This is a genomic window from Salmonella sp. NW645 (genome assembly GCF_051703725.1).
GTDB classification, from domain to species: domain Bacteria; phylum Pseudomonadota; class Gammaproteobacteria; order Enterobacterales; family Enterobacteriaceae; genus Salmonella; species Salmonella enterica.
In genome coordinates, this window is sequence record NZ_JAMMKR010000001.1 from 310,979 (window position 1) to 332,168 (window position 21,190).

Consider the following 21,190-nt stretch of genomic DNA (forward strand, 5'->3'; position numbering starts at 1 on the left):
AGAGAGAGCCCCCTTTTGGAGTAATTGGCAGCGCTCGCTAATTTGATGATTTAAGACAACTTGAAAGTAGACGATGTCACCAGGCGGCGCTAGCATTAAAGGCTATAACTGTAACCGATAGCAAAAATTTGCCGAATCGCGGCGCGAACGTTTTTACAGCCTGCAGGTTCAGTTTTCAGGCCTGATAAGCGTAACGCCATCAGGCAATTATTGCACCGTATCACAAGGATTCGTCATCACTATGACCCTGCCCGATTTTCGCCTGATTCGTCTACTGCCGTTAGCAAGCCTGGTTCTCACCGCCTGTACGCTTCCTGGGCATAAAGGCCCGGGCAAGAGCCCGGATTCCCCTCAGTGGCGCCAGCATCAGCAAGAGGTGCGTCATCTGAATCAATACCAGACGCGCGGCGCCTTTGCTTACATCTCAGATGATCAGAAAGTCTATGCGCGCTTCTTCTGGCAACAGACCGGACAGGATCGCTACCGCCTGCTGCTTACCAACCCGCTGGGCAGCACCGAGCTGGAGCTTAACGCCCAGCCGGGCAACGTCCAGTTGGTGGATAACAAAGGCCAGCGTTATACCGCCGATGACGCCGAAGAGATGATCGGCAAACTCACCGGGATGCCGATTCCGTTAAACAGCCTGCGGCAGTGGATCCTCGGCCTGCCTGGCGATGCCACCGACTACAAACTGGACGACCAGTACCGCCTGAGCGAAGTGAACTATCGCCAGGATGGTAAAAACTGGAAAGTGGTTTACGGTGGCTATGACAGCAAAACGCAGCCTGCCATGCCTGCCAATATGGAGCTTTCAGACGGCAGTCAGCGCATTAAGCTGAAAATGGATAACTGGATTGTGAAATGATGACCCATTGGCCCTCTCCGGCAAAATTAAATCTGTTTTTATATATCACCGGACAGCGTGCAGACGGCTACCACACGCTGCAGACGCTGTTTCAGTTTCTGGATTATGGCGACACACTCCACATCGAACCGCGTCACGATGGCGAGATCCATTTATTAACGCCGGTTACCGGCGTTGAAAATGAAGACAACCTGATCGTCCGCGCCGCGCGGCTGTTGATGAAAGTCGCCTCGGAGAGTGGGCGCCTGCCCGCCGGAAGCGGCGCGGATATCAGCATTGAGAAGCGCCTTCCCATGGGCGGCGGTCTGGGCGGCGGCTCGTCTAACGCCGCGACCGTTCTGGTGGCGCTCAATCATCTTTGGCAATGCGGGCTTTCCATTGATGAACTGGCGACGCTCGGCCTGACGCTCGGCGCCGACGTCCCGGTCTTTGTTCGTGGCCACGCCGCGTTTGCCGAAGGCGTAGGCGAAATATTAACGCCGGTGAATCCGCCGGAAAAATGGTATCTGGTCGCGCACCCTGGCGTAAGCATTCCGACACCGGTTATCTTTAAAGATCCTCAATTGCCGCGCAATACGCCAAAAAGGTCAATAGATACGTTACTAAAATGTGAATTCAGCAATGATTGCGAGGTTATCGCAAGAAAACGTTTTCGCGAGGTTGATGCGGCGCTTTCCTGGCTGTTAGAATACGCGCCGTCGCGCCTGACTGGGACAGGGGCCTGTGTCTTTGCTGAATTCGATACAGAGTCTTGTGCTCGCCAGGTGCTTGAGCAAGCCCCGGAATGGCTCAATGCTTTTGTGGCGAAGGGTGTCAACCTCTCCCCATTGCATCGAGAGTTACTCTAACGCATTCGGGTTTCAGGAAGATGGCGAAATGACGAGTCGCCGGTCATATATGTCGTATTTGACCGGTGTGAGGCATCGATGCCAGCGCACATGAAACGTGAATGAAGACGAGTAAGCCGGGCAAGCTGAGCTTCGGTGACAACGTCACCTTGTTCCAGACGTTGCATCGCGCTCTTTAATACACCGCCTGGATAGGATTTTGCCTGGCCCGCACAGTTTTCGGCAAATCTTTTCCACCAATGGACGCATGCCTGAGGTTCTTCTCGTGCCTGATATGAAGCTTTTTGCTGGTAACGCCACCCCGGAACTAGCACAACGTATTGCCAACCGCCTGTACACTTCTCTCGGCGACGCCGCCGTAGGTCGCTTTAGCGACGGCGAAGTCAGCGTACAAATCAACGAAAATGTACGCGGTGGTGATATTTTCATCATCCAGTCCACTTGTGCCCCAACCAACGACAACCTGATGGAATTGGTCGTTATGGTTGATGCCCTGCGTCGTGCTTCCGCAGGTCGTATCACCGCCGTTATCCCCTACTTTGGCTATGCACGTCAGGACCGTCGCGTACGTTCCGCCCGTGTGCCGATTACCGCAAAAGTTGTCGCTGACTTCCTGTCCAGCGTCGGCGTTGACCGCGTTCTCACCGTAGATCTGCATGCTGAACAGATCCAGGGCTTCTTTGACGTTCCGGTTGATAACGTGTTCGGTAGCCCAATCCTGCTCGAAGATATGCTGCAACTGAATCTGGATAACCCGATCGTGGTTTCTCCGGATATTGGCGGCGTGGTTCGTGCCCGCGCTATCGCTAAGCTGCTGAACGATACCGATATGGCTATCATTGATAAACGTCGTCCGCGCGCGAACGTTTCTCAGGTGATGCACATCATCGGCGACGTCGCTGGCCGTGACTGCGTGCTGGTTGATGATATGATCGATACCGGCGGTACTCTGTGCAAAGCAGCAGAAGCATTGAAAGAACGTGGCGCTAAACGCGTGTTTGCCTACGCGACGCACCCGATCTTCTCAGGCAATGCGGCAAACAACCTGCGCAACTCCGTCATTGATGAAGTCGTTGTCTGCGACACCATTCCGCTGACCGACGAAATCAAAGCGCTGCCGAACGTGCGTACCTTGACCCTGTCAGGTATGCTGGCCGAAGCGATTCGCCGTATCAGCAACGAAGAATCGATTTCCGCCATGTTCGAGCATTGATCGAACCCGGATCTGAAACCCGCTGCGGCGGGTTTTTTTGTCTGTAACACCCTTTTGTATGACTTATGCCTCCTTCACCTGCCATTTAGTTGACAGATGATGCGCTCATGGATGAAACATTATTGTGAACAAATTATTTTCCTCACATGTGATGCCTTTCCGCGCTCTCATCGATGCTTGCTGGAAAGAAAAATATACCGCCTCCCGGTTCACCCGCGATGTGATAGCCGGGATCACCGTCGGGATTATTGCTATCCCGCTGGCGATGGCGCTGGCAATTGGCAGTGGCGTTGCGCCGCAGTATGGCCTCTATACCTCCGCTGTCGCCGGGATCGTGATCGCGCTAACCGGCGGCTCGCGCTTTAGCGTTTCCGGCCCTACCGCCGCGTTTGTGGTGATTTTGTATCCGGTATCGCAACAGTTTGGTCTGGCGGGCCTACTGGTCGCCACGCTGATGTCGGGCTTCTTCCTGATCCTTTTCGGCCTGGCGAGACTGGGGCGATTGATTGAATATATCCCGGTGTCGGTCACGTTGGGTTTTACCTCAGGGATTGGTATTACCATCGGTACCATGCAGATTAAAGATTTTCTTGGTCTGCAGATGGCCCATGTGCCAGAGCACTATTTGCAGAAAGTCGGCGCGCTGTTTATGGCGTTGCCCACCGTCAATATTGGCGATGCCGCCATTGGCGTGGTAACGCTGGGAACGTTGATTTTCTGGCCGCGTCTCGGTATTCGTCTGCCAGGACATCTTCCCGCGCTGCTGGCCGGTTGCGCCGTAATGGGGATTGTTAATCTGCTGGGCGGCAATGTGGCGACTATCGGCTCACAGTTCCATTACGTTCTGGCTGACGGCACTCAGGGCAACGGCATCCCGCAGCTCCTGCCGCAACTGATGCTGCCGTGGAGTCTTCCTGGCTCCGATTTCACGCTAAGCTGGGATTCACTGCGCGCGCTGCTGCCAGCGGCCTTCTCGATGGCAATGCTGGGGGCAATCGAATCATTGCTCTGCGCCGTCGTGCTGGACGGCATGACCGGCACCAAACATAAAGCTAACAGCGAACTTATCGGCCAGGGGCTGGGGAATATGGTCGCGCCGTTCTTTGGCGGCATCACCGCCACCGCCGCGATTGCCCGCTCTGCCGCCAACGTCCGCGCTGGCGCGACCTCTCCCGTCTCAGCGGTAATTCACGCTATCCTGGTTATTCTGGCGCTACTGGTCTTAGCCCCGCTACTCTCCTGGCTGCCGCTTTCCGCGATGGCGGCGCTACTGCTGATGGTGGCATGGAATATGAGTGAAGCCCATAAAGTGGTGGATCTGTTACGCCATGCACCGAAAGACGACATTATCGTTATGCTGCTGTGCATGTCATTAACGGTTCTGTTTGATATGGTCATCGCCATCAGCGTGGGGATTGTCCTTGCTTCCCTGCTGTTTATGCGCCGTATTGCGCGAATGACTCGACTTGCGCCGGTCAATGTCGATGTGCCTGAAGATGTGCTGGTGCTGCGTGTTATCGGGCCGCTCTTTTTCGCTGCGGCGGAAGGGCTGTTTACCGACCTTGAGTCACGTATTAAGGGCAAACGTATCGTCGTTCTGAAATGGGACGCAGTACCAGTGCTGGATGCAGGCGGGCTTGATGCTTTTCAGCGTTTTGTGAAGCGTCTGCCGGAGGGTTGCGAATTGCGTATCAGTAATCTGGAGTTCCAACCGCTGCGCACAATGGCGCGTGCCGGTATCAAACCTATTCCTGGGCGTCTGACCTTCTTCCCGAACAGGACGGAGGCGTTAGCGGATTTACTCAGTTAATGGGCAATGCCCGGTGGCGATAACGCTTACCGGGCCTGAACCGGTTAGCTATGACGACGATTGTCGTTACGGCGGCAACGTTTGTCATAGTGACGTACCCACCAATATTTGTCGCTCACCTGCTCATGCCCCCCTACACGAGCCCCCGCCAGCCAAAGAACTGCCCCGACAAAAATACTCAGTATTGCGCCATGCGCAAAAAATTGCGGCAAATTAAACTGCGGCAGTTGGTTTAAAATAGAGTAACCCACGCCGACAACCATCACGACCAGCCCCAACCCCATCAGCACGTTACCGAATAACGAAGCGTTTTTGCGTTTCATATGTCACCTCCGGAACTTTTGGGTTGTTTTTAGGAAATCCCCCTAAACTTTATGTGTAAAGTATAGACAACACTTTCGTTTGTAAGTGCGGCTGTGATCACAAATGTAAAGTTTCATTTAACAAAACTTTACAAATAACACACTGAACAGTTTACATTTTTAATAATCAATGCTGGCAATTATTTAATTTACTTCAGAGTGTCGCTGTGTTTTGTCAAGCGGGCAGACAGACAGTAAACTACGCGCCAGTTATGGATCTACTCAGGACAAAAAACGTGGCAATTAAATTGATTGTTGGTCTGGCGAATCCCGGCGCGGAATATGCCGCGACGCGACACAATGCAGGCGCATGGTACGTCGATTTACTGGCGGAGCGCCTGCGTGCGCCATTGCGTGAAGAGCCTAAATTCTTTGGCTATACCTCACGCATCACGCTGGAAGGGGAAGATGTTCGCCTGCTGGTACCCACCACGTTCATGAACCTCAGTGGTAAAGCAGTTGGCGCAATGGCCAGTTTTTACCGTATTCAGCCGGACGAAATTCTGGTCGCTCACGACGAGTTGGATCTCCCTCCGGGCGTCGCGAAATTTAAACTTGGCGGCGGCCACGGCGGCCACAATGGTCTGAAAGACATCATCAGCAAGCTGGGCAATAATCCCAACTTTCACCGCTTGCGCGTTGGAATTGGTCATCCAGGCGATAAAAATAAAGTTGTTGGTTTCGTGCTGGGTAAACCCCCTGTTTCTGAACAAAAATTAATTGATGAGGCCATTGACGAAGCGGCACGCTGTACGGAATTGTGGTTCAAAGAGGGTCTGGCCAAAGCAACAAGCCGTTTGCATACCTTTAAGGCGCAATAACCAGTGATGTGCGGCATTTTTGCCGCACGCCGTGTATAATAGGCGAAGTTATTTCCATTTCTGCAATCTGTTTTCTGTAACAGGTTGATTATTAAGATATTAAGGTGAGTTAAATCATGGGATTCAAATGCGGTATCGTCGGTCTGCCCAACGTCGGGAAATCCACCCTGTTCAACGCGCTGACAAAAGCCGGTATTGAAGCGGCAAACTTTCCGTTCTGCACTATCGAACCGAATACCGGTGTCGTGCCGATGCCCGATCCGCGTCTGGACCAGTTGGCTGAGATTGTTAAACCGCAACGCATTCTACCAACCACGATGGAGTTCGTGGATATCGCCGGTCTGGTGAAAGGCGCGTCCAAAGGCGAAGGGTTGGGTAACCAGTTCCTGACCAATATCCGTGAAACCGAAGCTATCGGTCACGTGGTTCGTTGCTTTGAGAACGACAATATCATCCACGTGGCGGGTAAAGTAAATCCGGCAGAAGATATTGATGTTATCAATACCGAACTGGCGCTGGCTGACCTCGATACCTGCGAGCGCGCTATTCATCGCGTACAGAAGAAAGCCAAAGGCGGCGATAAAGACGCCAAAGCGGAACTGGCCGCGCTGGAAAAATGCCTGCCGCACCTGGCCGAAGCGGGGATGCTGCGTTCGCTGGACCTGACGGACGAAGATAAAGCGGCTATCCGTTATTTAAGCTTCCTGACGCTGAAGCCGACGATGTATATCGCTAACGTCAATGAAGACGGTTTTGAAAATAACCCGTATCTCGACCAGGTTCGCGAAATCGCCGCCAAAGAAGGTTCGGTCGTGGTTCCGGTGTGTGCCGCCGTCGAAGCTGATATTGCTGAGCTGGATGATGACGAGCGCGACGAATTTATGGCTGAACTGGGTCTGGAAGAACCGGGGCTGAACCGCGTTATTCGCGCAGGTTATCGCCTGCTGAACCTCCAGACCTACTTTACCGCCGGGGTGAAAGAAGTTCGCGCATGGACCATTCCGGTTGGCGCAACCGCGCCGCAGGCGGCAGGTAAAATCCATACCGACTTCGAAAAAGGCTTTATCCGCGCCCAAACTATCGCCTTTGACGACTTTATTACCTATAAAGGTGAACAAGGCGCGAAAGAAGCCGGTAAGATGCGAGCGGAAGGCAAAGATTACATCGTTAAAGATGGCGATATAATGAACTTCCTGTTCAACGTCTAAATAAAATTTGTTGTCTCATGAGGTTTCACTGAATCTCATAACAACGGTAAAACTCTATAAAATCCACGCAATTGCGTGGATTTTTCATTTCATAGTATCTCAGATGAGAGCGTAGAAACGCGGCTAAAAATGAGCATTCCGGTGAATACAATAAGCAGCTATTTTCACGCGTGATAAGTCCGCCCACTCAAATTAGCTGAGCATCCAGAAGCTCACTACAGTTAACGTTTTCAAAATGGCAGTGAATTGTCTGAATGACTGGTTCCAGAACAGATAGACTCGTCACCAACGACTACATAATTTAGGAAACAATATTCACGAATTGTATATCTACACCAAAAAGATACGATATTTTCTATCAATGGAATATCTATGAGGTGAATTTTTACCACCATTATCACCCATATTATAAATATTAGGAACTTCAGTATCGGTAGATTTCTAAAAGCACCTTCTAACAGGCTTCAAAACGGTGTCCGCCCCTGCATTCTTTAGGGCCCCGAAGAATTTACTGTCCGTTGAAAGGGAAATTTCATTCGATTTTCGTATATCAGCATTGGTAAATATTAATATTTGGTCACGAATTTAACAACCAACCATAATAGCTATCACAGCGTTGCGAAACCATAAAGTATTTTAAACATATCATTTATAACTATTCAGATTGATATTATTCATCAATTTTATGCAAGCTGAGAATAGATTAATTCAAGCAATCTAATCACCACTGAGTGCAGATTAACGATAATTATATTGATTATTATCAAGCTACAGTAATATCCTGTGGTAAACTGCATATGTTCATTATAATGTATCATAAAAGAACATTTCATTTTTCAGCTAAATTTTACTACAAGGTTTAAACATCTAAGCTTAAGGAGCACATATGCCAAGAGGACTAATCTCAGGCCGAGACTATTCGGAATGCGATATCTTTGACCATACTTTATATCCAAGAATGAAGGAGGAACCTCTTCTTAATGAAGATGACTGTATTGTTGTCCCTGTAAGAAATGAGATTACTCCCCATTTCAGAAGAGTAGGAAATCCATCTTTCGGCAAGAGGTTAGGTAGAGCCGAAGATAATCCAACTCACGATAATTGCGTAAATTATTTATATGATGAGTTAAATGATAAAAATATTGAAGCTGTTAAGTTCTCTACATATGTTTTTGCAGAGGATCGAACATATGAAGAGCAAGTAATTTTTAGTCCGCTGAAAGATAGTGATTTTGGGTGGTATAAAGAAAAGGACGCACGTATTGCATTTCATGAGGATTCTTATATTCAACCCGATATTGGAGGAAGGGATAGAAACAAATTTTTCCCCCGCTCAGCCTATCCAAACATTATCATTGAAGTAATTCGTACTCACTACCCAGAAAGGGATACCTTTCAGAAACTCCTTGAGCTTTCAAAAACAAATCACCACGTTTATTTTTATTTTATAGATGAAGGAAACAAAAAATCAAAACTAAATAGTCTTTCTATTAAAAATGGCATATTGACATTAAGAGTATCTCACTATCTAATTGGTGGTCAACTCTATAAGAATGGTAATTGCTATGCGCCAAAAGGTGAGGATGAATCTTTCGAGCACTGGTATCAATATCTTGAAAATAGTTATTTTACAAATGCTATGGAAAGAGCTTAACAAGTTCAGACAGCATTTTATGATGCATAAAAGAGTATGAAAAGTGCCTGTTATCAGAGGTTACTAGTAATTCTCTGTAACTGCCTGCTTTCTTGAAGGTGATCGTTCAGACGGTCACCAAACTCCGATAATAAAATGGTTCTTCGCCAGCACTCCAGAGCAACATACTCCATTTTTCGACGCATCCTTGATCGCCGGATAAATAATCTAGCCTCCGTCAGAAATACTTTGCGTTTCTCAAAGGCTGTCCATAGCGATTCGACAGCGCCTATAGCTTTTAAGGGCTTTAGCAACTTTCGTAGCGAGCCGCAGAATTTTAATTCATCCACAAGCTGCCTGACTCTGTTGTTGGAATACACATATCAAAAACAGACAGATGTGCAATTTTAATTACAGTCTATTTTATAATAGCCTCTAATGTCTTTCATTCATCTGTAAAATCAATGCGTTAAATTAACGCGGAGCTAACAGGGTAAGTTCTTTTCTTAATTACCAGTCGACATTCACTGTATGATTATAAAAAGGATGCTGATCCTTTAGCGGCGTCTCATAACTTGGGATCGCATCATAATGATCTTTTCCCTGAACGGAATACCCTCCCGCTTCGATATCAAAACGATGTTTGAGCCATCCCGCAACATGACTTGCGAAAGCTTGTTTCCTTCTTAATGGCCAATCAACAGAAGCCAAATTAACATCTAATAAGTACTGCCCTTCTTTATTAACCTTGATCATTCCAGCCTGCAGTAACGCCCGTACCACCTGGGATTGGTTATCATGAATCCAGACCCAGGCATTTCCAAATTCCATTGCATAGCTATCATTTAGAAAATCTTTTTTTGAATATAATTCACTTACATAATCATTGATAGAGTCAGCATAATTTTTTACTTTAGATGCAGATAAATCAAAAAAAGCTTCAAATCCGAAAGTATTATCATTAATACAAGTCAGTAACGCGCCCGGTTCCGAGAGCTGGGTCCATGATTGTAAACTCTCTACAGCTATAATGAATTTGAAAGTATTTCTTCCAATGATACCCCGGTCAATTAAAGTTAAAATATCGTGAGCTACGGTAGGAATATCTTCTACAAATGGGACGATTATTCCCGCACCACTTATTTCGCTTGATTTAAAATCAAACCCTGGGGTGCTTTCAATGTTTTCCGGAATACCATACTCTTTAATATGATTAAGGAAATTTTTAATATCGCCACGATATGGCCATCGCCATTCGCGTTCATGTGTCCAGTCAATCTTACCTGGAACATAAGTAACATATCTATATTGTTCAATCAAAGGAAGAGCCGTTTCATCAAGAATACGTTCCCCGTTTCTGCCTTGCGAGCATCGAGCATTGTTATGCTCATCCAACCCATATATGACTGGCCTTGCCCCATAATTAAACATTTGCTCTTTAGGTAAAACGATTGCATATAAACCGATTTTTTCTTTTCGTTCTAATCGGCGAACACCAGTTTCTAAATAAGCTGCAATCGGCATATCTGTAAAGCATACCACCGGGGAGTCACCATATACGGTTCGTTGCCCATTTCGGTATGACCAGGACGAGAAAATTTTATGACTGCGTAAAGATAATCGAAGTAAATATTTAGCATCAATGAAACATGCGTGGTGCTGATTATTAAAACCACAGTGTTCAGGCAAATAAATATGGCTACCGGTCTCTAAATCAACGTCCCGAAAAAAATGAATCAAATAATCGGACAAGTCAAATCTGATGTTATTTTTCATGGGACGCCCTCTTTCAAACGGTCTCTTTTTTGCATTCCTTTAAAACCAGCATCACTATTTTATATAAAAATCTTCACGAAGTATGCTTCTTTTAACGATGACATCAAATCCTCCCTCCTTTTGCGTCAACTTACGTATCCTGAAATGGCGAGACCAGGCTAAATCTACCCGAGGTCACTCGCTGAAACCTCATCCTGGAACAAGCTCAACCGTCCTTCCCCGCCACGGCCCTTTCGCCGAAAAACCGATAATGGGTATAAATATACCGCTATAAGCTATACCCACACACTTCACATTGTTTCTTATCGTTAATCCGATACGCTTTTTTCACATTATTTCTGGCGATATACGCCGGTGCAAAGTGAATCGGGCTCGTTTCCGCGCTCGCGCGTAACACAATGATTTGCCTTGCTGGCGGAACGTCAACGGACCCGCAAAAGCGCCTTATGCCCCTGGCGGAGCGTGGTGCAAAAAGGAGAAAAAATACGCGTTATGAATAACGAGGAGACCTTTTATCAAGCCATGCGTCGTAAGGGAGTGACCCGACGCAGCTTTCTCAAATTCTGTAGCCTTGCCGCCACATCGCTGGGACTGGGCGCCGGAATGACGCCAAAGATCGCCTGGGCGCTGGAGAATAAACCGCGGATTCCGGTGGTCTGGATTCATGGACTGGAATGCACCTGCTGTACCGAATCCTTTATCCGTTCCTCGCACCCGCTAGCCAAAGATGTGATCCTCTCGCTGATTTCCCTCGATTATGACGACACCCTGATGGCCGCCGCCGGCGCACAGGCCGAAGAAGTCTTTGACGATATTACCACTCGCTACGCTGGGAAATACATTCTGGCGGTGGAAGGCAATCCACCGTTAGGAGAACAAGGGATGTTCTGTATCAGCGGCGGTCGCCCGTTTATTGAAAAACTGAAGAAAGCCGCCGCGGGCGCCAGCGCTATTATTGCCTGGGGAAACTGCGCTTCCTGGGGTTGCGTCCAGGCCGCCCGCCCCAATCCGACCCAGGCAACGCCTATCGATAAAGTGATCACCGACAAGCCGATCGTGAAGGTCCCTGGATGTCCGCCAATCCCGGATGTCATGAGCGCCATTATCACCTATATGGTGACGTTTGATCGTCTGCCGGAACTCGATCGCATGGGCCGTCCACTAATGTTCTACGGTCAGCGTATCCACGATAAATGCTACCGCCGCGCCCATTTTGACGCCGGTGAATTTGTCGAGAGCTGGGATGATGACGCCGCCCGCAAGGGATACTGCCTGTACAAGATGGGCTGTAAAGGACCAACCACCTATAACGCCTGCTCCTCCACACGCTGGAATGACGGCGTCTCCTTTCCTATCCAGTCCGGTCACGGATGTCTGGGATGTTCAGAAAATGGTTTCTGGGATCGCGGCTCGTTTTATAGCCGCGTGGTGGATATTCCCCAGATGGGTACCCATTCAACCGCCGATACGGTGGGGCTGACCGCGCTGGGCGTGGTCGCGGCGGGCGTTAGCGGTCACGCTGTCGCCAGCGCGCTCAACCAACGTAAACGCCACAAACAACAGTTAGCGCAAGCCGAACAACAGCCGGACAATGAGGATAAACAGGCATGAGTAACCAGTATCAAACCCAGGGTTATACCGTTAACGACGCCGGCCGTCGTCTGATCGTGGACCCGATTACCCGCATCGAAGGGCATATGCGCTGCGAAGTGAACATTGATGAGCAAAACGTCATTACCAATGCCGTTTCCTGCGGCACAATGTTCCGCGGGCTGGAGATCATTCTGCAAGGCCGTGACCCGCGTGACGCCTGGGCGTTTGTTGAACGTATTTGTGGTGTCTGTACCGGGGTACATGCTCTGGCATCGGTGTACGCTATCGAAGATGCGATTGGTATCCAGGTGCCGGATAACGCCAATATTATACGTAACATCATGCTGGCTACGTTGTGGTGTCACGATCATCTGGTCCATTTTTATCAGTTAGCCGGTATGGACTGGATTGATGTTCTGAATGCGCTGAAAGCCGATCCGCGCGCCACCTCGCAGTTGGCGCAAAGCCTTTCCGCCTGGCCGATGTCATCGCCGGGCTACTTCTTTGACGTACAAAATCGATTAAAGAAATTTGTCGATGGCGGTCAGCTTGGGATATTCCGTAACGGCTATTGGGGACATCCACAGTACAAACTGTCGCCAGAGGCTAATCTGATGGGTTTTGCCCACTATCTTGAAGCCCTCGACTTCCAGCGCGAGATCGTCAAAATCCATACCATATTTGGCGGTAAGAACCCCCATCCTAACTGGATCGTCGGCGGGATGCCGTGCGCGATCAATCTCGATCAAAGCGGTGCGGTCGGGGCTATCAATATGGAGCGCCTCAACCTGGTGCAGTCGATCATCACCCGCACCGCCGACTTCATTAACAACGTGATGGTTCCGGACGCGCTGGCTATCGGCCAGTTCAATAAAGCATGGAGTCAAATTGGCACCGGTCTGTCGGATAAATGCGTGCTGAGTTACGGCGCATTTCCGGACATTGCCAACGACTTCAGCCAGCAAAGCCTGTTAATGCCGGGCGGCGCGGTGGTCAATGGCGATTTTAAAAATGTCATGCCGGTAGATTTGGCCGATCCGCAGCAGATACAGGAGTTTGTGGATCACGCCTGGTACCGCTATCCGGACGATCGGCTGGGTCGTCATCCTTTTGACGGCATTACCGATCCCTGGTACAACCCGGGTGATGTCAAAGGCAGCGATACGCATATCCAGCAGCTCAATGAGCAGGAACGTTACTCCTGGATTAAAGCGCCGCGCTGGCGGGGTCATGCCATGGAAGTCGGCCCGCTTGCCCGAACGCTTATCGCGTACCACAAAGGGGATGCCGCCACCATAGAGTCGGTAGATCGCATGATGTCCGCCCTTAAACTGCCGCTCTCCGGTATCCAGTCTACGCTTGGTCGTATTTTATGCCGCGCGCACGAAGCGCAATGGGCCGTCGGTAAGCTGCAGTATTTTTTCGACAGGCTTATGACCAACCTGAAAAACGGCGACCTGGCCACCGCCAATACCGAGAAATGGGAACCGGCCAGTTGGCCGCAGCACTGCCGCGGCATCGGTTTTACCGAGGCGCCTCGCGGAGCGTTGGGACACTGGGCGTCAATACGCGATCAGAAGATTGAACTCTATCAGTGCGTGGTTCCCACCACCTGGAACGCCAGCCCGCGCGATCCTAAAAAACAGATCGGCGCCTATGAAGCGGCATTGATGGGAACGCAAATGGCGATTCCCGACCAACCGTTAGAAATCCTGAGGACGCTGCACAGCTTCGACCCCTGCCTCGCCTGTTCAACCCACGTGCTCGGCGACGACGGCAGCGAACTGATTGCCGTCCAGGTACGCTAAGCGTTAAGGAAAAGAACGATGACTGGAAAGCTATCTCCACGCGTCGGGGAGGCGCGTGATACTGCCGTCAGCCACTATGTGTTTGAAGCGCCGGTACGCCTGTGGCACTGGCTAACGGTGGCCTGCATGTTGGTACTGATGGTAACAGGCTACTTCATTGGCCGACCGCTGCCGTCGGTGAGTGGCGAGGCGACCTATCTGTTTTACATGGGCTATATCCGGCTGATCCACTTTGCCGCCGCGATGATCTTTACCGTGTTACTGCTGGGGCGAATTTATTGGGCCTGTGTCGGCAACCGCTATTCGCGAGAGCTGTTTATCGTCCCGGTCTGGCGTCGCAGTTGGTGGCAAGGCGCTTTCTCCGTGGTCCGCTGGTATCTGTTTCTGGAGAAAAAACCGGGGAGCGACATCGGACATAACCCTGTCGCGCAGGCCGCGATGTTCGGCTATTTCCTGTTATCGGTATTTATGATCCTCACCGGTTTCGCTCTGTTTGGCGAGCATAGCCAGTACGCCATCTTTGCGCCGTTCCGCTATGTAGTTGAATTTTTCTACTGGACCGGCGGCAACTCCATCGATATTCACAGTTGGCACCGACTGGGCATGTGGCTGATCGCCGCCTTCATCGTCGGGCACGTTTACCTCGCTATCCGGGAAGACATTATGTCCGACGATACGGTGATCTCCACCATGATCAATGGCTATCGCAGCCACAAATTCCCCAAACCGCACGACAAGGAGCCCTCATGAATGCGCAACGCGTAGTGGTGATGGGGTTAGGAAACCTGCTGTGGGCCGATGAAGGATTCGGTATCCGGGTCGCGGAGCGTTTGTATGCCCGATATCACTGGCCTGAAGAGGTAGAAATTGTGGACGGCGGTACGCAAGGGCTAAACCTGTTAGGTTATGTAGAGCAAGCCAGCCATCTCCTGCTCCTTGACGCGATCGATTATGGCCTGGCGCCGGGCAGCCTGCGAACCTATGCCGGCGAGAAAATCCCCGCGTATCTCAGCGCCAAAAAAATGAGCCTGCATCAAAACAGTTTTTCCGAAGTTCTGGCGCTGGCCGACATCCGCGGGCATCTGCCCTGTCACATTGCGCTGGTCGGCCTGCAACCGGCGCTACTGGACGACTACGGCGGTAGCCTGAGCGAAATAGCTCGCAGCCAGCTACCGGCGGCGGAACAGGCCGCCCTGGAGCAACTGGCCGCCTGGGGGATCGTACCGCAGGCAAACGAGGTCGCACGCTGCCTGAACTATAAATGCCTGTCGATGGAAAATTATGAGGGAGTGCGCATACGTCAGTATCAGACACGTCTGGAGGGCAAAAGAAGTGGCGAATGACACCCCGTTCTCTGCGCTATGGCAACGCCTGTTAACCCGGGGATGGCAACCGGTAGAGGCTTCCACGGTAGACGACTGGATCAAACTGGTTGGAGATGGCGTCATCCTGTTAAGTAGCGATCCGCGGCGTACGCCGGAAGTCAGCGATAACCCGGTGATGATTGCCGAACTCCTGCGTGAGTTCCCGCAGTTTGACTGGCAGGTGGCGGTGGCCGACCTTGAACAAAGCGAAGCTATCGGCGATCGCTTTAATGTTCGTCGGTTTCCGGCGACGTTGGTTTTTACAGACGGCGAGTTACGCGGCGCGCTCAGCGGCATTCATCCCTGGGCTGAACTGCTCACGCTGATGCGTTCGATGGTTGACACTCCCGCAGCGCAGGAGACAGCACAATGAGCAACGCCTTTTTTCATCTGCTGGGGCCAGGTACGCAGCCTGATGACGCCAGTTTCTCGATGAATCCCTTACCGCTCACCTGTCAGGTCAATGGCGACCCAAGTATGGCGGCGCTGGAGCGCTGCGCTCACAGCCCGGCGGTAATGGCATTGTTGACCGATCTGCGAGGTCAGCTTGCCCGGCGCATTCCGGAAGTCGGCGACGTGCTGGGATGGGAGTTATCTCCCCTGAATGCCGATGATCTCTCATTCCTCAATACGCTATTGGGCGAAGGCGAAGTCTCGGTACGCATTCAGCATCCGGACGGGAGTGAAAGCGAGATCCAGGAGACCATCTTCTGCGGCCTGTGGCGGGTACGCCATCTGCATAACCGACGTCTGCTGACGGATCGTCTGGAAGCAGGTAGCGCGCCCCTGACATTATGGCAAGCGGCTACCGCCGATACGCTGCCTGACGACTCTCTACTGCCTCCGCCTGTCGCTGGCCTGATGAATGGACTGCCGCTGGCCCATGAATTATTGGCGCACGTACGCGATCCGGCGTTGCAACCTCACAGCATCAATTTGACCCAACTGCCGCTCAGCGAGGCCGATCGTCTTTTTCTGGCGCGTTTATGCGGACACGGGAACATCCAGATTCGCATCTCCGGGTATGGCGAAAGCCAAATCAACGCCACAGCATTGCGCCATCTCTGGCATGTGCGCTGTCTGGACGCCCTTAAAGGGCCGTTGCTCGATAGCTATGAGATTTGTCCTTTGCCGGAGCTGGTACTGGCGGCCCCGGAAGATCTGGCCGATTCGCGCCAGCGCCTGGATGAAGTCTGCCGATGGCTGGAGACGCGCTAACGCTCTCAACAGGAACGTCACCGGTGTCCGGTACTGATTAGCTTTTTACTCTCTTTCTGCCTACAGGAGTTAGCATGTGGGATGTCATTGACTTATCGCGCTGGCAGTTTGCGCTGACCGCGCTGTATCACTTTTTATTTGTTCCTCTTACGCTTGGGCTGATTTTTTTGCTGGCCGTCATGGAGACGATCTATGTGGTGACGGGGAAAACCGTCTACCGCGATATGACGCGTTTCTGGGGCAAGCTCTTCGGGATCAATTTTGCTCTCGGTGTGGCTACCGGCCTGACCATGGAGTTTCAGTTCGGGACTAACTGGTCGCTCTATTCCAACTATGTGGGCGATATTTTCGGCGCGCCGCTGGCGATGGAAGCGTTACTGGCCTTCTTTCTCGAATCCACTTTTGTCGGCCTGTTCTTTTTCGGCTGGCAGCGGCTGAATAAATACCAACACCTGCTGGTCACCTGGCTGGTGGCCTTCGGCTCCAATATTTCAGCATTATGGATTCTGAATGCCAATGGCTGGATGCAGCATCCTACCGGCGCTCATTTCAACATCGATACGTTACGGATGGAAATGAGCAGCTTCAGCGATCTGGTCTTTAACCCGGTGAGCCAGGTGAAATTCGTCCATACCGTCATGTCCGGTTATGTCACCGGCGCCATGTTTATTATGTCCATCAGCGCCTGGTATCTGCTACGTGGCCGCGAGCGTGAAGTGGCCTTGCGCTCGTTTGCTATCGGCTCAGTATTCGGCACCCTGGCCATTCTGGGAACCCTGCAACTGGGGGACAGTTCGGCCTACGAGGTCGCCCAAATTCAGCCGGTGAAACTGGCGGCGATGGAAGGCGAATGGCAAACCGAACCCGCGCCCGCGCCGTTTCATCTGATTGCCTGGCCGCAGCAGGAACAGGAGCGTAATGCGTTTGCCGTGAAGATCCCCGCTCTGCTGGGTATTCTGGCCACCCATTCGCTGGATACGCCGGTTCCGGGGTTAAAAAACCTGATGGACGACACTCTGCCGCGCCTGAAGCGTGGCCGGGAGGCCTGGCTACTCATGCAGGAGATAGCGCAAGGCAATCGCTCGCCGCAGGTACTGAATGCGTTTCACGCCGTTGAGGGCGATCTGGGGTACGGCATTCTGCTGGCGAAATATGCCCCGGATATGAACCATGTGACGCCGGAGCAGTATCGTGCGGCCCAGCGTGGCGCTATTCCTCAGGTGGCGCCGGTGTTCTGGAGTTTCCGTATTATGGTCGGCTGCGGTTCGCTGCTGTTAGTGGTGATGTTGATTGCGTTGATACAGACGCTGCGAATGCGTATCGACCAGCATCGCTGGGTATTGCGTATGACGCTCTGGAGCCTGCCGTTACCGTGGATTGCCATTGAAGCCGGTTGGTTTATGACGGAGTTTGGCCGTCAGCCCTGGGCGATTCAGGACATTCTGCCGACCTGGTACGCTCACTCCGCGCTGACGCCGGGCCAGTTGGCCTTCTCAATGGGACTTATCCTCGGACTTTACACCCTGTTTTTAATCGCGGAAGTCTATCTGATGCAGAAGTACGCGCGTCTTGGGCCAAGCGCCATGCAACATCAACAACAAGCGCAACAACAGGGATAAAGGAGACAATCATGTTGGATTATGAAACGTTGCGGTTCATTTGGTGGCTGCTGATCGGCGTTATCCTGGTGGCATTTATGGTAACTGACGGGTTTGATATGGGTGTCGGTTGCCTGCTCCCGCTGATAGCGCGCAACAATGACGAACGCCGGGTGTTGATCAATAGCGTCGGCGCCCACTGGGAAGGAAACCAGGTATGGTTGATTCTCGCGGGCGGGGCATTATTCGCCGCCTGGCCACGGGTCTATGCCGCCGCGTTTTCCGGTTTTTATGTGGCGATGATCCTGGTGCTGTGTGCCCTCTTCTTTCGCCCGCTGGCCTTTGATTATCGGGGAAAAATCGCCAATGCCCGCTGGCGCGCGCTGTGGGATACCGGTCTGGTTATTGGCAGCCTGGTTCCCCCAGTCGTATTCGGTATCGCGTTCGGCAACCTGTTTTTAGGCGTGCCGTTTGCCTTCACGCCGCAGCTTCATGTTGACTATTTTGGCACCTTCTGGCAGTTACTCTCGCCCTTTGCCCTACTGTGTGGATTATTGAGTCTGTCGTTGGTGATTATGCAAGGAGGCGTCTGGTTACAGTTGAAAACGGAGGGCGTTATTCGTCAACGGGCTCTGTCGGCCACCCGCCACAGCGCGCTGCTGATCGTGATCTGCTTCCTGCTGGCCGGTTACTGGCTGTGGGCCGGCGTTGATGGCTTTGTCTTACTCACGCAAGATGCCAACGGCCCTTCCAATCCGCTCTTAAAAGGCGTGGCGATACTCCCTGGCGCATGGATGAACCACTTTATACGCTCGCCGCTACTGCTCATCATCCCGTTGCTCGGTATGATCCTGCCGATTCTGGCTTTCTATGCCTGCCTTCGCGGTCAGACTATTCGTGGATTTCTGTTCGCTTCCCTGACCCAGGCCTGCGTCATCTTTACCGCCGGCATAACGCTATTTCCTTTTGTGATGCCGTCGAGTGTTAGTCCTCTCTCCAGCCTGACGGTGTGGGACAGCACCTCCAGCCAGATGACGCTCGAAATCATGCTGGTGATTGTGCTGATTTTTCTGCCGATCGTACTGCTCTATACGCTGTGGAGCTATTACAAAATGTTGGGGCGTATCAACCTGGAGACCCTCCGCCGCAACGATCATGAACTTTATTAGGGAGCGGAAGCGATGTGGTATTTACTGTGGTTTGTCGGCATTCTGCTGATGTGCTCACTGTCGACACTGGTGTTGGTATGGCTTGAGTCGCGTCAACAATAAAGAGGTAAACCGGGGTCAGCGCCGTCTGACTCCGGTTATTTTTATCTTTTTACGCGCCTGGTGAAGACGTTTCCCCGCCGACAGGACGACATAACATTGATACATGTCGTTATCATAATGTTTACTTTTAGAGGTGCGTCATAATTATGACAAATAGCCGCCTTGCACATATTACGCATATTTAAGCAATTAATTGCATAATTAGCGATATATCACCTCTTATATAGGATAGTTAACCACTTCCCATCCAAAATCATAACGAAAATCCAACTGCCTGCCATTTTTGATCTGAGTTAATTGTTTAAAAAAGTGTTAAATTTATCGCTACATGGTGTGATCTACTATGTACCACGGTCAATTAAAGAACATATTACTTTTATCACTAAGGTTTATCATGGATAAGTTATCTTACGCTTCAGATAGCAGCACATCTGCCTGGAATACCTACCTGCAACAAATCGAGCGTGTGGCCCCTTATCTGGGCGAGTTATCCCCCTGGGTGGATACTCTGCGCCACCCAAAACGCGCTCTGATCGTCGATATTCCGGTACAAATGGATGATGGCACTATTCGTCATTTCGAAGGATATCGCGTGCAGCACAACCTCTCCCGAGGTCCGGGTAAAGGCGGTGTTCGCTACCATCCTGACGTTGATCTCAATGAAGTGATGGCCCTGTCAGCATGGATGACCATCAAATGTGCCGCGCTGAATCTGCCGTACGGCGGCGCCAAAGGCGGCATCCGCGTCGATCCGTTCTCGCTGTCGGAAGGTGAACTGGAGCGTTTGACCCGCCGCTATACCAGCGAGATCGGCATTATCATCGGGCCGCAGAAAGATATTCCTGCGCCGGATGTCGGCACCAACGGTAAAGTGATGGCCTGGATGATGGATACGTATTCCATGAATCATGGCACGACGGTCACTGGCGTCGTCACCGGTAAGCCTATCCATCTTGGCGGTTCGCTGGGCCGTGAAAAAGCGACGGGGCGCGGCGTTTTCGTCAGCGGGCTGGAAGCCGCGCGTCGGGCGAATATCGCCGTTGAAGGCGCTCGCGTTGCGGTTCAGGGTTTTGGTAACGTCGGCAGCGAAGCCGCGCGTCTGTTTGCAGGCGCTGGCGCCCGTGTCGTGGCGATTCAGGATCATACCGCAACGCTGTTTAACGCCACCGGTATTGACATGAAGGCGCTCACGGCATGGCAGACAGAACACAAACAGATAGCCGGTTTCCCGGGCGCGGAAACTATCGCCAGCGATGCGTTCTGGCGTCTGGAGATGGATATTCTGATCCCGGCGGCGCTTGAAGGCCAGATAACTCGTCAGCGCGCGGAAGCCCTGACGTGTAAGCTGGTGCTGGAAGGGGCTAACGGCCCGACCTATCCGGATGCTGATGATGTTCTGGCCAGCCGTGGTATCCTTGTGGTGCCTGACGTGGTCTGTAACGCAGGCGGCGTAACCGTCAGCTACTTCGAATGGGTACAAGATATGGCCAGCTTCTTCTGGAGCGAAGAAGAGATCAACGCGCGCATGGACAAAATCATGACCGACGCTATCGTCCATGTCTGGGAGAAAGCGACTGAGAAATCCTGTTCTCTGCGCACCGCAGCCTATATTGTCGCCTGTGAGCGCATTCTGCTGGCCCGTAAAGATCGCGGTATCTATCCAGGTTAAGGCGACAAATCATTGCGCTAAAATCCACGTCCCGGCGTGGATTTTTTGTCTGTATACCCCGTTTTCCACGCGCGCGCCGATAAATTCTGTCTCAATAAAATGTCTGTTTGTTCGCAAAATAGCGGTTCAATCA

Annotated in this window: 19 protein-coding genes; 17 read left to right on the forward strand and 2 right to left on the reverse strand. The window is 51.5% G+C overall.

Translation table 11 applies throughout. The annotated features are described in order from the left end of the window. The first annotated feature begins 241 nt into the window (after positions 1-241). The 4 genes from lolB to dauA all read left to right on the forward strand — a co-directional run bounded on the left by lolB (position 242) and on the right by dauA (position 4,736). Positions 242-865 carry a lipoprotein insertase outer membrane protein LolB gene (gene lolB / locus NA389_RS01540; protein WP_000174484.1) on the forward strand — a complete coding sequence of 208 codons (624 nt, stop codon included), beginning with the start codon at positions 242-244 and terminating at the stop codon, positions 863-865. Beyond that, the gene (ispE, locus tag NA389_RS01545; RefSeq protein ID WP_000988253.1) at positions 862-1,713 is read left to right on the forward strand and encodes a 4-(cytidine 5'-diphospho)-2-C-methyl-D-erythritol kinase; all 852 of its coding nucleotides are present in this window, start codon (positions 862-864) and stop codon (positions 1,711-1,713) included. Before lolB ends, ispE begins: the two co-directional genes overlap by 4 nt. A 265-nt stretch (positions 1,714-1,978) precedes the next feature. Next, complete coding sequence (prs, locus tag NA389_RS01550) at positions 1,979-2,926, forward strand: ribose-phosphate diphosphokinase (RefSeq protein WP_001518537.1); 948 nt, start codon at positions 1,979-1,981, stop codon at positions 2,924-2,926. Between the two features lie 124 nt (positions 2,927-3,050). Beyond that, a complete protein-coding gene (gene dauA / locus NA389_RS01555) occupies positions 3,051-4,736 on the forward strand; it encodes a C4-dicarboxylic acid transporter DauA (protein WP_001037188.1) in 1,686 nt (561 codons plus the stop codon). 44 nt (positions 4,737-4,780) lie between these two features. Here dauA and ychH read toward each other — a convergent pair whose 3' ends face one another. Further along, the gene (gene ychH, locus NA389_RS01560) at positions 4,781-5,059 is read right to left on the reverse strand and encodes a stress-induced protein YchH (RefSeq protein WP_000823878.1); all 279 of its coding nucleotides are present in this window, start codon (positions 5,057-5,059) and stop codon (positions 4,781-4,783) included. 275 nt (positions 5,060-5,334) lie between these two features. Here ychH and pth point away from each other — a divergent pair, with 275 nt between their 5' ends. The 3 genes from pth (at position 5,335) to NA389_RS01575 (ending at position 8,781) form a co-directional block, all read left to right on the forward strand. Further along, positions 5,335-5,919: an aminoacyl-tRNA hydrolase gene (gene pth / locus NA389_RS01565; protein ID WP_000985595.1), complete on the forward strand. Its 585-nt coding sequence runs from the start codon at positions 5,335-5,337 to the stop codon at positions 5,917-5,919. Positions 5,920-6,035: 116 nt separating this feature from the next. Next, positions 6,036-7,127, forward strand: a complete 1,092-nt coding sequence (gene ychF / locus NA389_RS01570) for a redox-regulated ATPase YchF (protein ID WP_000505850.1) — start codon at positions 6,036-6,038, stop codon at positions 7,125-7,127. 886 nt (positions 7,128-8,013) lie between these two features. Beyond that, positions 8,014-8,781: a hypothetical protein gene (locus NA389_RS01575; RefSeq protein WP_001137288.1), complete on the forward strand. Its 768-nt coding sequence runs from the start codon at positions 8,014-8,016 to the stop codon at positions 8,779-8,781. Between the two features lie 489 nt (positions 8,782-9,270). On the opposite strand, the gene NA389_RS01580 is transcribed toward NA389_RS01575, so the two are convergent. Next, on the reverse strand, positions 9,271-10,536 hold the full coding sequence (locus tag NA389_RS01580; RefSeq protein WP_000794373.1) for a DUF4427 domain-containing protein: 1,266 nt from the start codon (positions 10,534-10,536) through the stop codon (positions 9,271-9,273). Between the two features lie 492 nt (positions 10,537-11,028). Here NA389_RS01580 and hyaA point away from each other — a divergent pair, with 492 nt between their 5' ends. The 10 genes from hyaA (at position 11,029) to NA389_RS01630 (ending at position 21,057) form a co-directional block, all read left to right on the forward strand. Beyond that, on the forward strand, positions 11,029-12,147 hold the full coding sequence (gene hyaA, locus NA389_RS01585; RefSeq protein WP_001058313.1) for a hydrogenase 1 small subunit: 1,119 nt from the start codon (positions 11,029-11,031) through the stop codon (positions 12,145-12,147). Continuing rightward, positions 12,144-13,937 carry a Ni/Fe-hydrogenase large subunit gene (hyaB, locus tag NA389_RS01590; RefSeq protein ID WP_000070982.1) on the forward strand — a complete coding sequence of 598 codons (1,794 nt, stop codon included), beginning with the start codon at positions 12,144-12,146 and terminating at the stop codon, positions 13,935-13,937. Before hyaA ends, hyaB begins: the two co-directional genes overlap by 4 nt. Before the next feature lie 18 nt (positions 13,938-13,955). Continuing rightward, positions 13,956-14,687 carry a Ni/Fe-hydrogenase b-type cytochrome subunit gene (gene hyaC / locus NA389_RS01595; RefSeq protein WP_000147031.1) on the forward strand — a complete coding sequence of 244 codons (732 nt, stop codon included), beginning with the start codon at positions 13,956-13,958 and terminating at the stop codon, positions 14,685-14,687. After that, entirely contained in the window at positions 14,684-15,280 is a 597-nt protein-coding gene (hyaD, locus tag NA389_RS01600) for a hydrogenase 1 maturation protease (RefSeq protein ID WP_000993804.1), read from the forward strand. Before hyaC ends, hyaD begins: the two co-directional genes overlap by 4 nt. Further along, positions 15,270-15,674: a hydrogenase-1 operon protein HyaE gene (hyaE, locus tag NA389_RS01605; RefSeq protein ID WP_001262570.1), complete on the forward strand. Its 405-nt coding sequence runs from the start codon at positions 15,270-15,272 to the stop codon at positions 15,672-15,674. Before hyaD ends, hyaE begins: the two co-directional genes overlap by 11 nt. Next, positions 15,671-16,519 carry a hydrogenase expression/formation protein gene (locus tag NA389_RS01610; protein WP_000063377.1) on the forward strand — a complete coding sequence of 283 codons (849 nt, stop codon included), beginning with the start codon at positions 15,671-15,673 and terminating at the stop codon, positions 16,517-16,519. Before hyaE ends, NA389_RS01610 begins: the two co-directional genes overlap by 4 nt. Before the next feature lie 74 nt (positions 16,520-16,593). Further along, positions 16,594-18,138, forward strand: a complete 1,545-nt coding sequence (gene appC / locus NA389_RS01615; protein WP_000263601.1) for a cytochrome bd-II oxidase subunit 1 — start codon at positions 16,594-16,596, stop codon at positions 18,136-18,138. A gap of 11 nt (positions 18,139-18,149) precedes the next feature. Further along, positions 18,150-19,286, forward strand: coding sequence for a cytochrome d ubiquinol oxidase subunit II (gene appB / locus NA389_RS01620; protein ID WP_000888124.1), 1,137 nt, complete (start codon positions 18,150-18,152; stop codon positions 19,284-19,286). Positions 19,287-19,298: 12 nt separating this feature from the next. Beyond that, a complete protein-coding gene (gene cbdX / locus NA389_RS01625; RefSeq protein WP_000270306.1) occupies positions 19,299-19,388 on the forward strand; it encodes a cytochrome bd-II oxidase subunit CbdX in 90 nt (29 codons plus the stop codon). A gap of 394 nt (positions 19,389-19,782) precedes the next feature. Further along, positions 19,783-21,057 carry a Glu/Leu/Phe/Val family dehydrogenase gene (locus tag NA389_RS01630; protein ID WP_001519734.1) on the forward strand — a complete coding sequence of 425 codons (1,275 nt, stop codon included), beginning with the start codon at positions 19,783-19,785 and terminating at the stop codon, positions 21,055-21,057. Positions 21,058-21,190: the final 133 nt, after the last annotated feature.